The 15418-nt window shown below is 67.9% G+C and carries 14 protein-coding genes; 4 read left to right on the plus strand and 10 right to left on the minus strand.

Annotation, left to right across the window (positions count from 1 at the left end; translation table 11 throughout):
* Nucleotides 1–15: 15 nt before the first annotated feature.
* Together GobsT_RS02585 and GobsT_RS02590 are read right to left on the minus strand one after the other, a co-directional pair.
* Nucleotides 16–1719, minus strand: coding sequence for a flotillin family protein (locus GobsT_RS02585; RefSeq protein ID WP_010044317.1), 1704 nt, complete (start codon nucleotides 1717–1719; stop codon nucleotides 16–18).
* Between the two features lie 21 nt (nucleotides 1720–1740).
* Nucleotides 1741–2301 carry an NfeD family protein gene (locus GobsT_RS02590; protein WP_010044315.1) on the minus strand — a complete coding sequence of 187 codons (561 nt, stop codon included), beginning with the start codon at nucleotides 2299–2301 and terminating at the stop codon, nucleotides 1741–1743.
* A gap of 844 nt (nucleotides 2302–3145) precedes the next feature.
* Between GobsT_RS02590 and GobsT_RS02595 the strand changes: the two genes are divergently transcribed.
* The 4 genes from GobsT_RS02595 to GobsT_RS02610 all read left to right on the plus strand — a co-directional run bounded on the left by GobsT_RS02595 (nucleotide 3146) and on the right by GobsT_RS02610 (nucleotide 9002).
* Nucleotides 3146–3640, plus strand: a complete 495-nt coding sequence (locus GobsT_RS02595) for a Clp protease N-terminal domain-containing protein (RefSeq protein WP_148087583.1) — start codon at nucleotides 3146–3148, stop codon at nucleotides 3638–3640.
* 231 nt (nucleotides 3641–3871) lie between these two features.
* Nucleotides 3872–6835, plus strand: coding sequence for a pilus assembly protein TadG-related protein (locus GobsT_RS02600; protein ID WP_010051684.1), 2964 nt, complete (start codon nucleotides 3872–3874; stop codon nucleotides 6833–6835).
* A 215-nt stretch (nucleotides 6836–7050) separates the two neighbouring features.
* A complete protein-coding gene (locus GobsT_RS02605) occupies nucleotides 7051–7809 on the plus strand; it encodes an ABC transporter ATP-binding protein (protein ID WP_010038784.1) in 759 nt (252 codons plus the stop codon).
* Complete coding sequence (locus tag GobsT_RS02610; protein WP_010038782.1) at nucleotides 7806–9002, plus strand: ABC transporter permease; 1197 nt, start codon at nucleotides 7806–7808, stop codon at nucleotides 9000–9002. The genes GobsT_RS02605 and GobsT_RS02610 overlap by 4 nt, the downstream gene beginning before the upstream one ends.
* A gap of 211 nt (nucleotides 9003–9213) precedes the next feature.
* Here GobsT_RS02610 and GobsT_RS02615 read toward each other — a convergent pair whose 3' ends face one another.
* The 8 genes from GobsT_RS02615 to GobsT_RS37410 form a co-directional block, all read right to left on the minus strand.
* Nucleotides 9214–10059, minus strand: a complete 846-nt coding sequence (locus tag GobsT_RS02615; RefSeq protein ID WP_010038779.1) for an aminotransferase class IV — start codon at nucleotides 10057–10059, stop codon at nucleotides 9214–9216.
* Nucleotides 10060–10188: 129 nt separating this feature from the next.
* Nucleotides 10189–10923 (minus strand): ABC transporter ATP-binding protein, encoded by a 735-nt coding sequence (locus GobsT_RS02620; RefSeq protein WP_010038776.1) that lies wholly within the window; start codon nucleotides 10921–10923, stop codon nucleotides 10189–10191.
* Between the two features lie 95 nt (nucleotides 10924–11018).
* The gene (locus GobsT_RS02625; protein WP_010038771.1) at nucleotides 11019–12497 is read right to left on the minus strand and encodes an ABC transporter permease; all 1479 of its coding nucleotides are present in this window, start codon (nucleotides 12495–12497) and stop codon (nucleotides 11019–11021) included.
* Nucleotides 12498–12986: 489 nt separating this feature from the next.
* Nucleotides 12987–13274 carry a hypothetical protein gene (locus GobsT_RS02630; protein WP_148087584.1) on the minus strand — a complete coding sequence of 96 codons (288 nt, stop codon included), beginning with the start codon at nucleotides 13272–13274 and terminating at the stop codon, nucleotides 12987–12989.
* 291 nt (nucleotides 13275–13565) lie between these two features.
* Entirely contained in the window at nucleotides 13566–13805 is a 240-nt protein-coding gene (locus tag GobsT_RS02635) for a hypothetical protein (protein ID WP_010038767.1), read from the minus strand.
* Between the two features lie 670 nt (nucleotides 13806–14475).
* Nucleotides 14476–14925, minus strand: coding sequence for a DMT family transporter (locus GobsT_RS02640; RefSeq protein WP_010038764.1), 450 nt, complete (start codon nucleotides 14923–14925; stop codon nucleotides 14476–14478).
* Nucleotides 14926–14943: 18 nt separating this feature from the next.
* Entirely contained in the window at nucleotides 14944–15141 is a 198-nt protein-coding gene (locus GobsT_RS02645) for a hypothetical protein (protein WP_010038761.1), read from the minus strand.
* A complete protein-coding gene (locus tag GobsT_RS37410) occupies nucleotides 15114–15344 on the minus strand; it encodes a nitrilase-related carbon-nitrogen hydrolase (RefSeq protein WP_010038760.1) in 231 nt (76 codons plus the stop codon). Before GobsT_RS37410 ends, GobsT_RS02645 begins: the two co-directional genes overlap by 28 nt.
* Nucleotides 15345–15418 lie beyond the last annotated feature (74 nt).

The following is a 15418-nucleotide window of genomic DNA, read 5'->3' on the forward strand; positions in this document are numbered from 1 at the left end:
CGGAGCCGGGGGGCGTTACACGGCGTGCGTGCCGTTCGCGCTCGGTTTCGGCTCGGTCGAGGTGTCGCCCGTGAGCCGGGCGAAGTACTCGGGCAACTCCACCCCGCCGATGTCCTTCATCACCTGCATCATCGGCGGCATCATCTTGGCCATGTCTTTGAGGAACCCGGCGGTGTTCGAGGTGCCGGTGCCGTTCCCGCCGCCCTCCCACACCACCACCTTGTCGAACTTCACGTTCGAGATGGCCTTCGCGCTGGCCTCCGCGAGCGCGTCCATGTGCTCCAGCATGAGCAACTGGAATGCCGCCTGCGGGCTGCCGCACGCCTCAATGATCTTCTTGAGCCCCTCGCCCTTCTTCGCCAGGATCTCGAACTGCCCGCGGGCCTCGGCTTCGAGCTTGGCGTAGATCGTCGCGGCCTGCGCCTCGGCCTCGAGCTTCACCCGCTCCGCGGCGGCCTCGGCGTCCACGATCATCTTCGCCTTTTGGGCCTTCGCGGGGGCCTCGAGCGCGGCCCGCTGCTCCGCCTCCACCTTCTCGGCCTGCGCCAGCGCGGCCCGCGCCAGCGCCCGGTTCTGCGCTTCGAGGACCGCGGCCTCGGCCTCGCGCTTTTTGGTCTCGGCGAGCTGGTACGCCTCCGCGTTGCGGACCGCGAGCGTGGCCTGCGCCCCGGCCACGTCCGCCTGCGCGACGGCCTCGCCGGTCACCGCCTTCGCGTTGGCCTCGGCCAGCCGCACCCGCTTGTCGCGCTCGGCCTCGGCGATCCGGGCCTCCCGCTCGAACACCGCCTGCTGCTCGCCGACCCGCTGGTCGCGGTCCAGTTCGGCGATGCGGATCGCCTGCTGGCGCTGGGCCTCTTTGATGAGCGCGTCCTGCTCGAGCTGCGCCGTCTGCTCGCCGACCTCGCGGTCCTTTTCGAGCTGCGCCACCTTGATGGCCTGCTCGCGGGTCGCCTCGCGGGTGCCGATCTCGCGCACCTTTGTCGCGTTCGCTACGGAGATGGCCCGCTCGCGCTCCGCCTCCGCGACGCCGATCTGCCCCTTCTTCTCCTGCTCCGCGACATCGATCTTGGCCTGCTGGATCGCGATCGCCGCGGCCTTGCGGCCGATGGCCTCGATGTACCCGCTCTCGTCGGTGATGTCGGTGATGTTCACGTTGATGAGCACCAGCCCGATCTTCTTCAGCTCCGGCTCCAGCGACTTCTGGACGCTCTCCAGGAACTTGTCGCGGTCGCGGTTGATGTCCTCGATCCGCATCGACGCGATCACCTGCCGGAGCTGCCCGAAGATGATGTCCCGGGCCTGCTCCTTGATCTCCTGCGTGCCGAGGTCGAGGAGGCGGATCGCGGCGTTCTGCATGGTCTCGGGGTCGGTGCCGATCGCGACCGTGAACACGCTGGGGACGTTCACCCGGATGTTCTCGATCGACAGCGCGCCCTTGAGCGGCACCTCGATCTGGATCGGGTCCAGGTTGAGGTACGAGTAGTCCTGGATCAGCGGGACCACGAACGCGGCGCCGCCGTGGACGCACTTGGCCGCGTTCCCGCCGCCGGTCTTGCCGTAGATAACCAGGACGCGGTTGCTCGGGCACCGCTTGTACCGCTTCGCGACCAGCATCAGCAGCCCGAAGAGGACCAGCCCGGCCGCCAGCGCGGTGATCGCCGGCCACGGCACCTCCGCCGGGACGGGCTTTTGTTGCGCCAGGAGCGTGTGCGTGAGCATGAGAGGAACTCCGGGTGATGGTTACGCCGGCTCGACTTCGACGGTGTCCGCGCTGACGACGGCGACGACCTTGACCGGGCGGCCGGTGGGCAACTCGCCGCCCGCGGTCACGGCCTGGTACTCGACGGTCCGGTTCTGGAGCGCGAGGTGAACTTTACCGGACCCGGCCCGTTCGCCCGGGACCCGCAGGTAGACCGTCCCGGTGGTGCCCACCGCCCGCTCGACGCGCACCGTGCCATCGGACCGGAGGCGCTTCATCGCCCGCAGCGCGGTCGCGACGAGGTAAAGCACACCGGCCCCCGCGCCGAGGGCGGTGCCGAACGCCGCCAGTTCGTCGGCCCCGTAGTAGCGGGCGGTCATGCCGCCGAGGCCGAAGAACAGGAGCGCCGACGTGAGCGCGCGGACGGACAGCATTCCGAACAGCGCATTGCCGTGCCCGTCGTCGCCGGCGTCGTGGTCGGCGTCCGTGTCGGTGTCGTGATCGACATCGTGTTCGCTGCCGAAGCCGAACAGCCCCGCGACCAGCAGGCACACGACGAGCGTACCGCCGGTGATCGCACACACCAGGAACACGGTTTCCATGTGGCCTCCGCCGGGTCCGGTCAGAAGAGGGACGCTGCTACCGGGGCATTCGTCGGAACACTGTGATGATTTGGGAAGATCCGGCCGGGAGCAACAGAAATGCGCCAGCTGCCCAATCGAATAAGCCGGCGCCACCGGCATAAGCCGCAAAGAAGTCACGCGCCGGGCGTTAGCAGGCGGGGCCGCCGTTTCCCGTTCGGGCGCGTGCCTTGGTGTTCTCTGCGGAGCGCGGTCATCTTGCCCGCCTGGGTCACCCGGTGGCATCGCAACACCAGCGCGCGTGTACCGTATTCGTGCGCGTCGCCAGGCGGCCGGGACGGCCGCGCTCCACAGAGCGAACCTGTTGCCTGCGGCCCGCTTGAAACGACTGGACTTCAGTCGTTTCAAGTTCGGGCGGCGTTGGTAATCGGCCGTGAGATCGGAACACGCCGAGGTGCCCCCGCCGGCTGACGCCGGCGGGTGGCGCACACACTTGACGAACTTGAAACGGCTGGAGTCGGTGTGAGGCGCCGCTCTCATTTGGCGCCCGCCTTCAACCCTCGCGCGGGCCGCGCGTGCGGCTCCCGGGTCACGCGCCCGACCGGACTGGATAAAGAGTCGCGGCCCGGGGGGGGGCCTCCGGCGGTCGGCGCCCGGAACGTTGAACCGGGAGGCCGAGTTTTCCGCGGCGCGATTCATGGTGGGGCGGAACTGATTGTCGGGCAAGGAAAAAGTGACCGGTGCGGCGCAGACTGTCTTGCGAGTTGGCGAGGGGCGCGACATAATTCACCTCACCTTCGACCGCCGAGATCGGGATGAAGGTGAGGGGTCCGAGCCGCTGCAATAGACGGGAACGGTTGAAACCGTGGACGACATATTTCTTCCGAGTGGTCGTCTCCGCCCGGACATCTTGGACGAGGCCACCGCGCGCGTGCTGCGCGAGGCGCTCGGCCACACCCGGGCCACGAACTGGGACAGTGTCCGCACCCCCCACCTCTTTATGGGGCTGCTGGCCGCCCCGGACTCCGGCGTATTTAAGTGGGCCGGCAAGCTCGGGGCCGACCTGCCCGGGCTGCTCGACCAGTTCCGCGACCTGTTCCACCAGCCGAACGCCGAACCGGTCCCGCCGCTGCTGCTCAACCGCGAGTTCCTGTCGGACAACGTGATCCGCCTCCTGCGCGACGCCTACGGTCGGGCCTACGACTGCGGCCGCGGGATCGTCACGCCGATGGACCTGCTCATCACCCTGTTCACCACCCCGAACAGTATCGTCGCCGAGTGCTTCGAGCGGATCGGGGTGACCGCGGCCAAGCTCACCGAACTCGCCGTTCTTGCCGAGAAAGATGTGCCGGCGAAATAGTGTGTCCGCGTGTGTGAGAAGAGGCGGGCGCCCGGGCCGACATCGGCCCGGGCGCCCGCCTCTTCTCACACACGCATTCACGCCCTGAAATCTGCCCCCGTCTCAATCCTCAGAAACCGCCGCTTTTTCGCCCGCCCGGTGCCGCACCGGCGGCCCGGCGTGAACTAGGCTCCCCACATCTGAGATTGCCTGGACGGGGCCGCGCCCGGCGCGGCCCGGGAGCACCGCGCCATGAAAGTGGGGAGTTACGAGAACCGACGGGGGCGCCGCGGGACCATCCTGCCGCTGCTCGGGGTGTGTTTGATCGGGCTGTTCGGGTTCGTCGCGCTGGCGGTGGACCTGGGCATGCTGGCGGTGTCCCGCACCCAGAGCCAGAACGGGGCCGACGTGGCCGCGCTGGTGGGCACCCGCACGCTCAACAACCGGGACGGGGTCGCCTACAACAACCTGCCGGCGGCCGTCACCGCGGCCCAGGCGTCGGTGACCAGCAACCCGCACCTGAGCACCAACTTCGTGAGCGGCGAGGTCAGCAAGATGGAGGTGGGGCAGTACCTCTACGACCCCACCAGCCAGACGTTCCAGGTGCAGAACTGGACGCAGGTCACCGGGGGCGGCGCGATGAGCGCGCCGGGCGGCAACTCGTGGACCGCGATGCGGGTCACCCTGGGCGTGTCGCAGCCCACGTACTTCATGCGGGTGTTCGGCGTCAACTCGATGCCCAGCGGGGCGGTCGCGACGGCCGTGTACCGCCCCCGCGACATCGCGTTCGTGCTCGACATGACCGGCTCGATGGCGTTCAGCAGCACGTTTAACAGCGGCAACGCGCAGGGCTCCTCGTCCGACTACCAGTCGATGAACCCGGACCCGCTCGTGCCGAAGGCCGGGCACTACACCACGGTCCAGAGCCGCATCGTCGCGGCCGATAACCTGGCCAACAGCTCCAACGAGGCGCTGCCGCGGAACAACTTCACGATCACCACGCCGGGCGGCCCGCCGATCGTCCGCTCGTACTACTACGACCCGAGCAACTGGGGCACCCCGAGCACCGTCGCCTCCCCCGTCACCACGAAGGGCGACGGGAGCGCGAACCTGCTGCCCGCGTTCCACCGCTGGTCCCCGCCCGAGAGCGGCGCGGACTCGGACAACTACATCGCCCCGACGTACAACTTCGCCGGCTACAACGCGTTTCACAAGGGGAACGAGACCACCCCCCAGGGGCCGACGCCCGCCCCCGACACCTACGGCACGATGACCGACGCGTCGGGCCTCACCTACACCGGTGACCGGTGGCGGCGGCGCGACGGGCGCATCGACAAGACCACGACCGACTGGAGCAGCACGAACAACCGCGCCGCGTACCACGCGGCCGACCTGCTCGGGTACACGAACTCGACGCCCCCCACGTCCGCCATGGGGCTGAACCCGGCGTTCGCGACCACGTGGCTGAACTTCCGTGACCCGGTGTGGGAGACGCACGGCTACGACCTGGACATCGTGAAGTACCGCGCCGCCCGGAACGGGGCCAACAACTGCCCGCTCAACCCGACGACGTACCTCGCCTCGACCGGGCTCGGGGTCCTGAGCAACATCCTGGTGCCGACCGCGGACCGGTTCGTCGGGTACTCGATGGGGCCGGGGTACTGGGGCAAGACGTTCTACATCTGGCCGCCCGACCCCCGCACCCCGGTGGGCAACCCGGGCGACGCGGGCCACGTGGCCGGCGACTGGCGGCAGCGGTTCTTCTTCAACCGCAGCGGCGGCGCGCTCGACCCGCAGAACGACAACAACACCACCAACACCGCCGGCACCACCGACCACATCAACAACGCGGTGTTCAACACCGGTTCGTCCGGTCAGACGATTAACTCGGCCGCGGTGGTGAACTACGCGGCGGTGCTGAAGTGGATCAAGAGCGGGCCGCAGGTGCTCCCGCCGAACCTGCGGGCCGGCCGGGTGGTGTACTACACGTCCATCCCGGACGACGTGAACACGGCCACCGGGACCACCGCCCAGAAGCTCGATAAGGGGTTCTGGAAGCTGTACATCGACTACGTGCTGGGCACCGGCAGCTACACCTCAGCCGACAACCTGTACGGGGTGGCGGACAGTTGGTCGGCCAGCGCCGCGTCGATCACCACCAGCGACATGACCACCTACAAGTTCACCTGGGAGACGGGGGCGGCCACCCGCCCGTACATGCGGTACACCGACAGCCCGCTGCGCCCGCGGCTGCACCTGTGGTTCGGGCCGCTGTCGATGATGGACTTCCTGGCGTCGGCGACCGGCAGCAACTGGACCGCGGGCACCGTGTACGAGGCCCAGTGCTGGCAGCTCAAGGCCGGTGTGAACGCGGTGCTCGACGACGTGAAGAACAACCACCCGAACGACTACAGCGGGCTGGTGTACTTCGCCACCAGCCAGCACAACGGGGTGCGGATCCCGCTGAGCCAGAACTACAAGCGGATCCAGAACGCGCTGTTCTACCCGCGGGACCTGGTGGACACGATCACCAACGGGGACGTGACCAGCGAGTACCGGCCGTACACCAACACGTCACTCGGCGGGTACAACCAGGCCATCATCCCGAACTCCTCCGGGGGCACCGACCCGGCCACCGGGTTGGGGTACGCGTTTAACCTGTTATCGCCGTCCACCATCACAGCCGCGAAATCGGTCGGGACCGGCAACGGTCGCCGCGGGGCGCAGAAGATCGTGATCTTCGAGACCGACGGGGTGCCCAACAGCTACCGGGTGCCGACGTTCAACGCCCGGGGGTACAACTCGTACTACACGCTCGCCGGCAGCGTCACCAGCGGAAACAACGGGGACACCACCGGGATCAACCACGCGTACAGCGTGATCCAGCAGATCGTGAAGCAGATGGCCTCGACCGCCACAACCTCGGGCGGGGGCGCCGACAGCGGGCTCTCGCTGCCCAACGCCCCGGCCCGGGTGTACCCGATCGCGTTTGGGGACCTGTTCGACGAGGTGCTGGCCCCGAACGCCACGTTCCGCCCGACCGCCAACCAGTTCCTCGCGAACTGCGCGGCCTACGGCGGCACCGGCACCACCGGCGCGACCCAGTTGCCGGACGCCCAGATCATCACCGGCAGCTACGACCAGCGCATCAACCGGCTCCGCGACTGCCTCGAACGCATCTTCCAGAGCGGCGTGTCCGTCGTGCTCATCGAGTAGCCGGCGGATCGAGAAGAGTATTCACCGCCGAGGGCACGAGCGGGCGCAGAGAGAAGACCAAAAGAGTTGAGCCGTTCTCACTCTTTTGGTCTTCTCTCTGCGCCCTCTCGTGCCCTCGGCGCTGAACACTCTTTGTCTTCTGGTTTCTGTGCCGGCTCAAAATGTGAGCTATGTTACCAGTCAGTAACGGGTGTTAACTTCCGGAGGCGCCGACCGTGACGGCAGCCGCGGTGTTCGACCAGGTGGTGAAGACGTACCCGACCGGCTTGCTCCGCCGGGGCGGGGTGCCGGCGCTCCGCGGGGTGAGCCTGACGGTCCCGGCCGGGCAGGTGTTCGGGCTGCTCGGGCCGAACCGGGCCGGCAAAACCACCCTCATCAAGCTCCTCCTCTCGCTCTGCCGGCCCACGTCGGGGGCGGTCACCCGGCTCGGCGCCCCGCTGGCCGACCGGGGCACGCTCGGGCGCGTCGGGTACATGCACGAGAACCACGCGTTCCCGCGGTACCTGTCGGCGTCCGAGCTGCTCCGGTTTTACGGCGGGCTGTCGGGCGCTCCCGCCGGCGCGCTCGGCGGGCGCGTGGCGGCCCTGGTCGAGCGGGTCGGGCTCGCCGACCGCCAGGCCGAGCCGATCGCGCGGTTCAGCAAGGGCATGGTGCAGCGGCTCGGGCTGGCCCAGGCGCTCCTCAACGACCCGGACCTGCTCATCCTCGACGAGCCCACCGAGGGGCTGGACCTGTTCGGCCGGCAGCTGCTCCGCGCGGTGGTGCGCGAGCGCCGGGCCGCCGGGAAGACGGTGCTCCTGGTGTCGCACGTGCTGACCGAGGTGCAGGAGCTGTGCGACTCGGCCGCGGTGCTCGTGGCCGGCCGGGTGGCGTTCACCGGCACGCTCGCCGAGCTGCTCCGCGACCCGGAATCCGGCGCCGCCCGGACGCTCGAAGCCGCGCTCCAGCGGCTGTACCAGCCGGAGGCCGCATGAACTCGCTGCCGGTGGCCATCCGCACCGCCCGCTGGATGGTGCGCGACACGTTCCGCCAGTCGCTCGCGACGAAGCTGTTCTGGGTGATGCTCGCGCTGACCGCGGTGTGCGCGCTGTTCTGCCTGGGGGTGTCGGTGAGCGGGGACGCGCCTGGGCCGCAGCACCCGGACCAGCTCCCCCTGTACGTCAACCGGCTCGACCTGCCCCAGATCGGGTGGGACAAGATCCGCCAGGACACGCTCGCCGGCACCAAGCGGGACGACGCGGCCCGGGTGGGGTGGGAGGAGGCGAAGCGGCTCGGGCTGAAGGGGTTCACCCTCGCCGACGCCGAGCGCACCGGGCGCGACGAGCTGCTGCGCCGCCGGATGGGGGCCGTCACGCCCGAGGAGACCGCGCGGGTCGGGCGCGAGACGGTCGAGAAGGAGGGGCTGCGGGTCGTGGACGGGCAGGTGTCGCTCGGGTTCGGGCTGCACACGTACCCGCTGCGGAAGACCCGCGAGGCGGCGGCCCGCGAGGTGCAGTTGTGGCTCGCCGGGGTCGCCGCCGACACGGTGGGCGTGCTCCTGGCGCTGCTCTGGACCGCGGGGTTCCTGCCCACGTTCCTCGAACCGCACGCGGTCACGGTGCTGCTGGCGAAGCCGGCCCCGCGGTGGGCGCTGCTGGTCGGCAAGTGCGCCGGGGTGGTGCTGTTCGTCGCGCTCCATGCCACGATCTTCGTCGGCGCCACGTGGGTGTGCCTCGGCGTCGGGACGGGCACCTGGGACGCACGATACTGGCTCGCGGTGCCGCTCCTGGTGACCAACTTCGCGGTGTTCTACGCGTTCAGCGCGTTCCTCGCGGTGTGCACCCGCAGCACCGTCGTGAGCGTGTTCGGCACGCTGCTGTTCTGGGTGCTGTGCTGGGCGATGAACTTCACCTACCTGCGCGTGACCGCGTTCCCGGTCGAGGGGCTCGCCCCGCTGTCGGCGTTCCTGGTCGAGGCCGGGTACTGGGTGCTGCCGAAGCCGCTGGACCTGAGCGGCATCTTCTTCGACGCGATGGACGCCGGCGCGTACTCGACGCCGGTCCCGGAGCTGGACGCGGTGAAGCAGAGCAAGCGGTTCCAGCCGGAGCTGTCGGTGCTGGCGTCGCTGGCGTTCGCGGTGGGCGTGCTGGCGGTCGCGGCCTACGAGTTCCGGACCCTGGATTACTGATCGGCCGGAGCCGCGCGCCCCGGGCAAGAAGACGCGCCGCCCATCAGGGCGCCTGATCGGGCGGCGGGAGCGGGCACACTTCCATCGCTCGGACCAAGCCGGACTCGATCGGGAAGTGGTGGCCGACGTGCCCGCACACGTTACCGTAGTCCCATGCGGCGCGGATTCAGCCCAGCCGCACCGAGGACCGAGGGCCGTTGCCGCTCCGGCGTCACTCGGTTCCGCGCTGTGTGATGCGGGTGTACGCTTCGCGCACGCCCCGTGTGACCGCCCCCTCGATCCCGCGGCCGATGTCCGTTCCGTCGATGCGCACGACCCCGATGACGCCGCACGCGGTCCCGGCGACGAACACCTCATCCGCCGCGAGCAGGTGTTCGAGCCGGAGCGGATCTTCAACGAGCGCGAGCCGGTCGGCGGTCGAATCGATGACCGCCGCACCGGTGTCGTCCCACGCCGCCCCGGACGCGAGTGTGAGCAAATCGCCCTTCACGGCGAACAGCACGCCTTCGGTGGCCCCCACGATCTCGCGGTTCCGGTTTTGGAGCAGCGCTTCGAGGCACCCGCTTTGAAGCGCGTGCTGCTTCGCGCGGACGATGTGGAGCTGGTTCAGCGTGCGGAACTGGTGCGCGGGGTTGTCGGCGTCCAGGAGCTGCGGCGAAACGACCGCGTGCAGCCCGTGGCCGTACAGCTCCTGCGGGAACGGCTGGTACTCTTCGGCGGTGATGAGCACTTGCGGTTCGAGCTTCCGCGGGTCCGGGCCGATCGTCCCCGGACCGCGGGTCACGAGCACGCGAACGTAGCCCTCGGTGCGGCTGTTCGCCCGGACCGTCGCCCCGATCGCTGCCAGCAGCTCGGCCGGCGAAAGGGGCACTTCGATCCCGAGTGCGCCGGCGGCCTTGGCGAGGGCGGAGAGGTGCTCCGGCGCGCGGAACGGCGCCCCGCCGAACACGCGCAGGTGCTCCCAGACACCGTCGCCGTACAGGAACCCGTGATCGAACGGGCTCACGCGGGCGTCGAGCTTGTCAACGAGCGTGCCGTTGACCCAAACGAGAGACATGGGGGCTCAGAGAATGCGGAATGCGGAATGCGGAATAGAAAGCAGCGGAATGCGGCACCGGAACACAGAGCCACCGCGTGACTCTTAATGTCTTTTATTCCGCGTTCCGGATTCCGCGCTCCGCATCGATCAGACCGCGGCTAACCGCGGGTGAAACGGCCCCCGCGGCTGCGGCGGGGCCTCCTCGATCATCATCCCGCCCGCCATTCGCACGACGCGGTCGGTTTCCGACACGATTTCGGTGTTGTGTGTGACCATCACGATCGTCACCTTCTCCTCGCGGTTGATCTGGCGGAGGAGGTGAACGATCTCGCCGCCGGCCTTGGCGTCGAGGTTGCCGGTCGGCTCGTCGGCCAGCAGCACCCGGGGCCGCATCAGCAGGGCACGCGCGATGGCGGTGCGCTGCATCTCGCCCCCGGACAGCTCCCGCGGCCTGTGCTTCAGCCGGTGCCCCAGCCCCATTTTCTCCAGCAGCTCTTCGGCCCGGTGGCGCAAGCGGGCGCGGTTGCGCCACCAGCCGAGCGTCGAGTTGCTGATGTAGGCGGGCATTAGAACGTTGTCGAGCGCCGTGAGTTCCGGGAGCAGGTGGTAGAACTGGAAAATGTAGCCGAACGTCTCGTTGCGGAGCCGGTCGCGGGCGCGGCTCGGCAGGTTGTCGATCCGCTTGCCGTCGAGCAGCACCCGCCCGCCGTCCGGCTCGTCGAGCGTACCGAGCAGGTGCAGCAGCGTGCTCTTGCCCGAGCCGGACGCGCCGATGATGCTCAGGAACTCGCCGGTCCGGACTTCCAGGTTCAGCCGGGTCAGCACCGGCACCTCGACGGCGTGCCGGCGGTACGTCTTCTGAAGGTTTTCCGCAATTAGCATCGTTTCACCAGTTCGGAATGCGGAGTTCGGAATTCGGAATGAAGACCCGGAGGTGCGGCGGTTTCGGTCCCGCATTCCGAGTTCCGCATCCCGCATTACTCAAAGCGGAGCGCCTGAACCGGGTGCAGCCGGGCGGCCCGCCACGCCGGCAGCAGGCTGAACACGGTCGCGATCAGGACCGCGCCGACGTTCACGGCGATCACGGTGACCGGCTCGACGTTGGTCGGGATCTCTTTGAAGTAGTAGATGTCCTTCGGGAACACCGCGCGGCCGGTCAGGACCGTCAGGGCCGCTTCGATTTCGTTGATGTACCGCGTGACGGTGAGCCCCAGCGCGGTGCCGAGCAGGCTGCCCACGACGCCCAGCAGCAGCCCGTAGCTGAGGAAGATGGACATCACCCCGGCGCTCGACGCGCCGAGCGACTTCATGACGCCGATGTCGCGGTACTTCTCGCTGACGATCATCGTGAAGATGGCCAGGATGCTGAACCCCGCCACCCCGACGATCATGAACAGCAGGAGGTTCAGGATGCCGCGCTCGATGTCGATGGCCGACAGCAGCGGCCCCTGGTGCTCCTCCCACGTCGCCACGCGCACGTCGGCGTGCGGGAACACCTTGCGCAGCTCCTGGGTCACGAGCTCCTTGTCGCGGTCGTAGTTCTTGAGCTTGACCTGGAACGCGGTCGCCCGGCCGATCATCCCGCGGATGTGCTGCAACTGCTCGAGCGGCACGTACACGAAGCTCTGGTCGTACTCGCTCATCTCCGTCTTGAGGTAGTCGGTGACGATGAACGAGCCCCACACCGGCTTCATCTCCTGGCCGCCGGCGGTGATGAGGACCACGTCGTCGCCGGGCTTCAGCACGCACTCTTCGACGGGCTGCCCGTTCTTGTCCTTGTACCGGAAGTGGGCGATCGAGTGGCCCGGGATCACGCCGTGCAGTTTCGGCTTGGGGATGCCGATGTGCTCGTCCATCTTCGGCTCGGGGATCGCGTCCGGCAGCGGCGGCAGCCCCTTGTCATTGAGCGGCGGAACGACGTTCCCGGCCTCGTAGCGGGCCTGCTTGATGTTCCACTCGTGCCGCTGGAGCGCCTCGGGGGTGAGGTCGAAACTCGGCCTGGGCGCGTCCTTCTGCCGCACGAGGTATTCGGAGAACCCGCCCACCTCCGCGCGCCCCTGCGGGTCCACCCCTATGAGCCGGACGGGCTTGGAAACGTTCGTGCCGTTGCACTGAAACCGGATGATCGCGAACGTCTCGATGGTGGGGGTGAGGGCCTCGATCCGGTCGCCCACCGGCCCGCTCTTGATCTTCGCGACGATCTCGTCGGGCGTCAGCGGCCGGCGCCGGTCCGGGTCGGGGTCGTCGCTGAGGACGTAAAACCCGTCGGGGCGGTCCGTGTCGACGACGACATCCGACAGCACCCCGTGGAGCCGGTCCTTGAGTTTGGTGCCGAACCCGCTCATGACCGCGTTCACCACGATCAGGGTGGCGACGCCGAGCATCACACTCACGATGCAGATGAACGCCAAGTAGCGCGTTTGCAGGTAGCGGACGCAGAGGAGCAGCTTGTACACGGTGGGATTCCTTCCCGGCACTGTCGGTGCGCGCACGCGGTCGCGGTGCTTGTAACACGATCGGCAGGCGAGGAAAAGGTGAAGTCGGAACGGCCGTAAGGCAGAAGGCCCCGCCACCAAGACGGCAGGAGCACGAAGACGCACCACTAGCCGCGATCAAACGGCAGCTATCGCGATAGCGGCGGGAAATGTAGATCCGGAAGGGTAAGCCGATGGGGGACGGCACCGGTCTCGAAATGCGAAATCAGTTCTTGCGTGAACCCCCCGAAGCCCCCCTCGGATTCCGAGGAGCTTGGCCATTTCAGGTGGCCGACTCGAAATCCGTCGAAACCGGTCGTTTTCGGTGCCCGCGGTAGTAAATACTACCGCTCATGATGTGACAACAGCCGGACCGCTCTGAGCCTGCGCGCGGGTGTCAGATCGCGGAGGGGTGAGTTCGGGCGCCTGCCCGACCTCTGCACGATCACACGAGGCGCAGCGCGCAGCCAATTAACCGATGGTGTGCGGAGCAGCGTCGGATTCGGCCTCTTCGTTCCCGCGCCGGGCGGCCTGGTATGCCCCTACCCACGGCGACGCCAACCCGGCCCCGGCCGCCATGCACACGGCCGCCATGCCGGCTACCAGTGCTGTCACCTCCGGCCTCGCCAGCACAACCGGCGAGGCCACCCCGAGAACGATCGCAAACGCGGCGGCGGCCAAGAACAGCCCGGCCACCAGCCACCTCGCCCACCCGGCCCCGTCCCACACCCGCCACAACAGCCAACCGGTCAGTAACACACGGCCAATCTGACTACCTTTGAATCGGCCGGCCTGGAGGCTAAAACCGGCCAGGGCCAGTTCCGACAAAGCTGTTACGACGATGATGGAAAGTAGCACCCACCGACCCAATCGAGCCTTACCGTCCATAACGCCTCTTATGGCCGAACAAAGAACTCACCTGCACCGCCATCATGGGATGAGCGATGCGTCACAGATCAGCGGGCGGTGTCAGGTGCAGCGCCGGGTTCGGCTCGCGATGCGGCTCCGCACCACTCGCTACGCGGGCTCACCGACGGGACCGCGTGCGATCTACGCACTCGCCCCTGGGCGTGAGCCCGCGGACACCAGGAACCGCCAACCCACCGCCGTGCCCCACAGGGTGACCACCGCCAGTGCCAGGAATCGCCAGGCCGGGTCCAGGTTCTCCCGCTTATCGGCAGCGGCCAGCAAGACCCCAAGGACCGTGCAGGCGATCCCGATCAGTCCGGTGAGTCCGAGGGCGACTCGAACTACGCTGATGCGGTCTCGCGACGAATCCGGTTGCCCCACGTCTCCCCTCCGCCGAACCCGTGTTTAGTGTGCGAGGCTTCGCCCAATAACACGGGACTACTTCGCCCCGCGCGACACATGCCCGGGGCTGAACTCAATGCCGTAACATCGGCAACTCGAACGCAATTAGATTAGCACGCGACCGAGGCGCCAAGGGCAACCCGGCCGAGTTGCTCAACGACGAGCGTTGGCATCTGATCTCCGCCACTGCTGCGGCCTGCAAACCGACTCAAATAACTTGACTTGGCGCGCTGTGCCAACGACGCTTGAATTCAGCACCGCACTTGGCTTGTGACTTTTACGGCTGTCTTGTTAAATAATAAGTTGCGCAATTTGTCAAAAGTCAAAAGTTAATATTTCTTCGTTGTGGACGACATTGCTGCCTTTGTAAGCAATGCGGTACAAAAATTGAAGCCGCGCACATAGAGGACGAGGCCACACGCGGTGCATGATAAGACGGTGTACGAACGGGACCGGGTGGTGTGCCCTCAGGACGTGCCACGCACCGGTGACACGGCCTACTCGGGGACCGGGTTGAGTGCCCCGCGCCGGCGCCCGCCAAGGGCACGCTGACGGTCCGACAGTAGGCCGGGAAGCGGCCGGGCGCGGCGCCGGATCGTGGTCGAGCCGGGATCGGGAAGATGAAGGTGTGGGCCTCGCGACCGAGCGGTCACAGGTACTTGACGCACACCACCCCGGCCACGACGAGTACCGCGCCGAGCAGTCGGCCGGGTGTCAGTGCTTGCTGAGTCAGACCCATTAGCCCGAAGTGGTCGAGGGCGAGCGAGCACACCAACTGCCCCGCGACCACGAGGGCGATGAAGAGGGCGGCGCCGAGCCGCGGCGCGAGCGCGGCCCCGGCGAGCACGATGAGCGCCCCGAGCGGCCCGCCGATCCAGTTCCACCACGGCGTCTCGCGCACCGCGGTCATTTCCGGAACGCGGGGCCGCAACAGCAGAACGGCGAGCGTGGCGGTGATAATGGTGCCGCAGATCGACAGGTACGCGGCGGCGAGCGGGTTGTCGCCGAGGTTCTTGCGGAAGTTCCCGTTGGCCGACGCTTGCAGCGCGATACACGCCCCGGCACCCGCGGCCAGAATCGCGAAAACGACGATGTTCATGCGGGGTGTTGTATCGCGTCACTTCGCGGTCGGAAGGTCCGCGTATACGATCTCGCTGCCGTACAGTCTCTTCGCGCCCGAGACCACCTTCCCCTCGTTCGACACGATCACGCTGAACCCGTACCCGCGCCAGTCCGGCTTCTTGTTCACGCTCCAGTTCGCGCCGACCAGATGGTGCTTGAACGGCTTCACCCGCGCCGGCAGTTTCTCCCACATCCACTCCGCTTCTCGATGGGCATCCCTTTGACGTGCCAGTTCGTCTTGAGGTCTTGCGACGGGCACCCCGTGATGGCCGTTTCGGGCAGCACTACGAACTTCGCGCCGGCCTTGGCCGCTTCCTGGATCAGTGCCGTCCGCTTCCTCGTGTTGGCTACGACATCCCCGAGGTCGGACGAGCACTGAACCGCCGCGACCTTCACGGTCTTTGGCGCGACCGGTGGTTGTTGGTTTACCGAGGTCGCGCCTGGAGCGGCGGCGCCGGAAATGGGCGGCA

Origin of the sequence: Gemmata obscuriglobus, from assembly GCF_008065095.1 — a bacterium.
Lineage (GTDB): Bacteria > Planctomycetota > Planctomycetia > Gemmatales > Gemmataceae > Gemmata > Gemmata obscuriglobus.

Bases quoted from the DNA above. Each gene is read 5' to 3' on its own strand.
- GobsT_RS02585 (WP_010044317.1), bottom strand. From the start codon at position 1,719: ATGCTCACGCACACGCTCCTGGCGCAACAAAAGCCCGTCCCGGCGGAG.
- GobsT_RS02590 (WP_010044315.1), bottom strand. From the start codon at position 2,301: ATGGAAACCGTGTTCCTGGTGTGTGCGATCACCGGCGGTACGCTCGTC.
- GobsT_RS02600 (WP_010051684.1), top strand. From the start codon at position 3,872: ATGAAAGTGGGGAGTTACGAGAACCGACGGGGGCGCCGCGGGACCATC.
- GobsT_RS02610 (WP_010038782.1), top strand. From the start codon at position 7,806: ATGAACTCGCTGCCGGTGGCCATCCGCACCGCCCGCTGGATGGTGCGC.
- GobsT_RS02615 (WP_010038779.1), bottom strand. From the start codon at position 10,059: ATGTCTCTCGTTTGGGTCAACGGCACGCTCGTTGACAAGCTCGACGCC.
- GobsT_RS02620 (WP_010038776.1), bottom strand. From the start codon at position 10,923: ATGCTAATTGCGGAAAACCTTCAGAAGACGTACCGCCGGCACGCCGTC.
- GobsT_RS02640 (WP_010038764.1), bottom strand. From the start codon at position 14,925: ATGAACATCGTCGTTTTCGCGATTCTGGCCGCGGGTGCCGGGGCGTGT.
- GobsT_RS02645 (WP_010038761.1), bottom strand. From the start codon at position 15,141: ATGTGGGAGAAACTGCCGGCGCGGGTGAAGCCGTTCAAGCACCATCTG.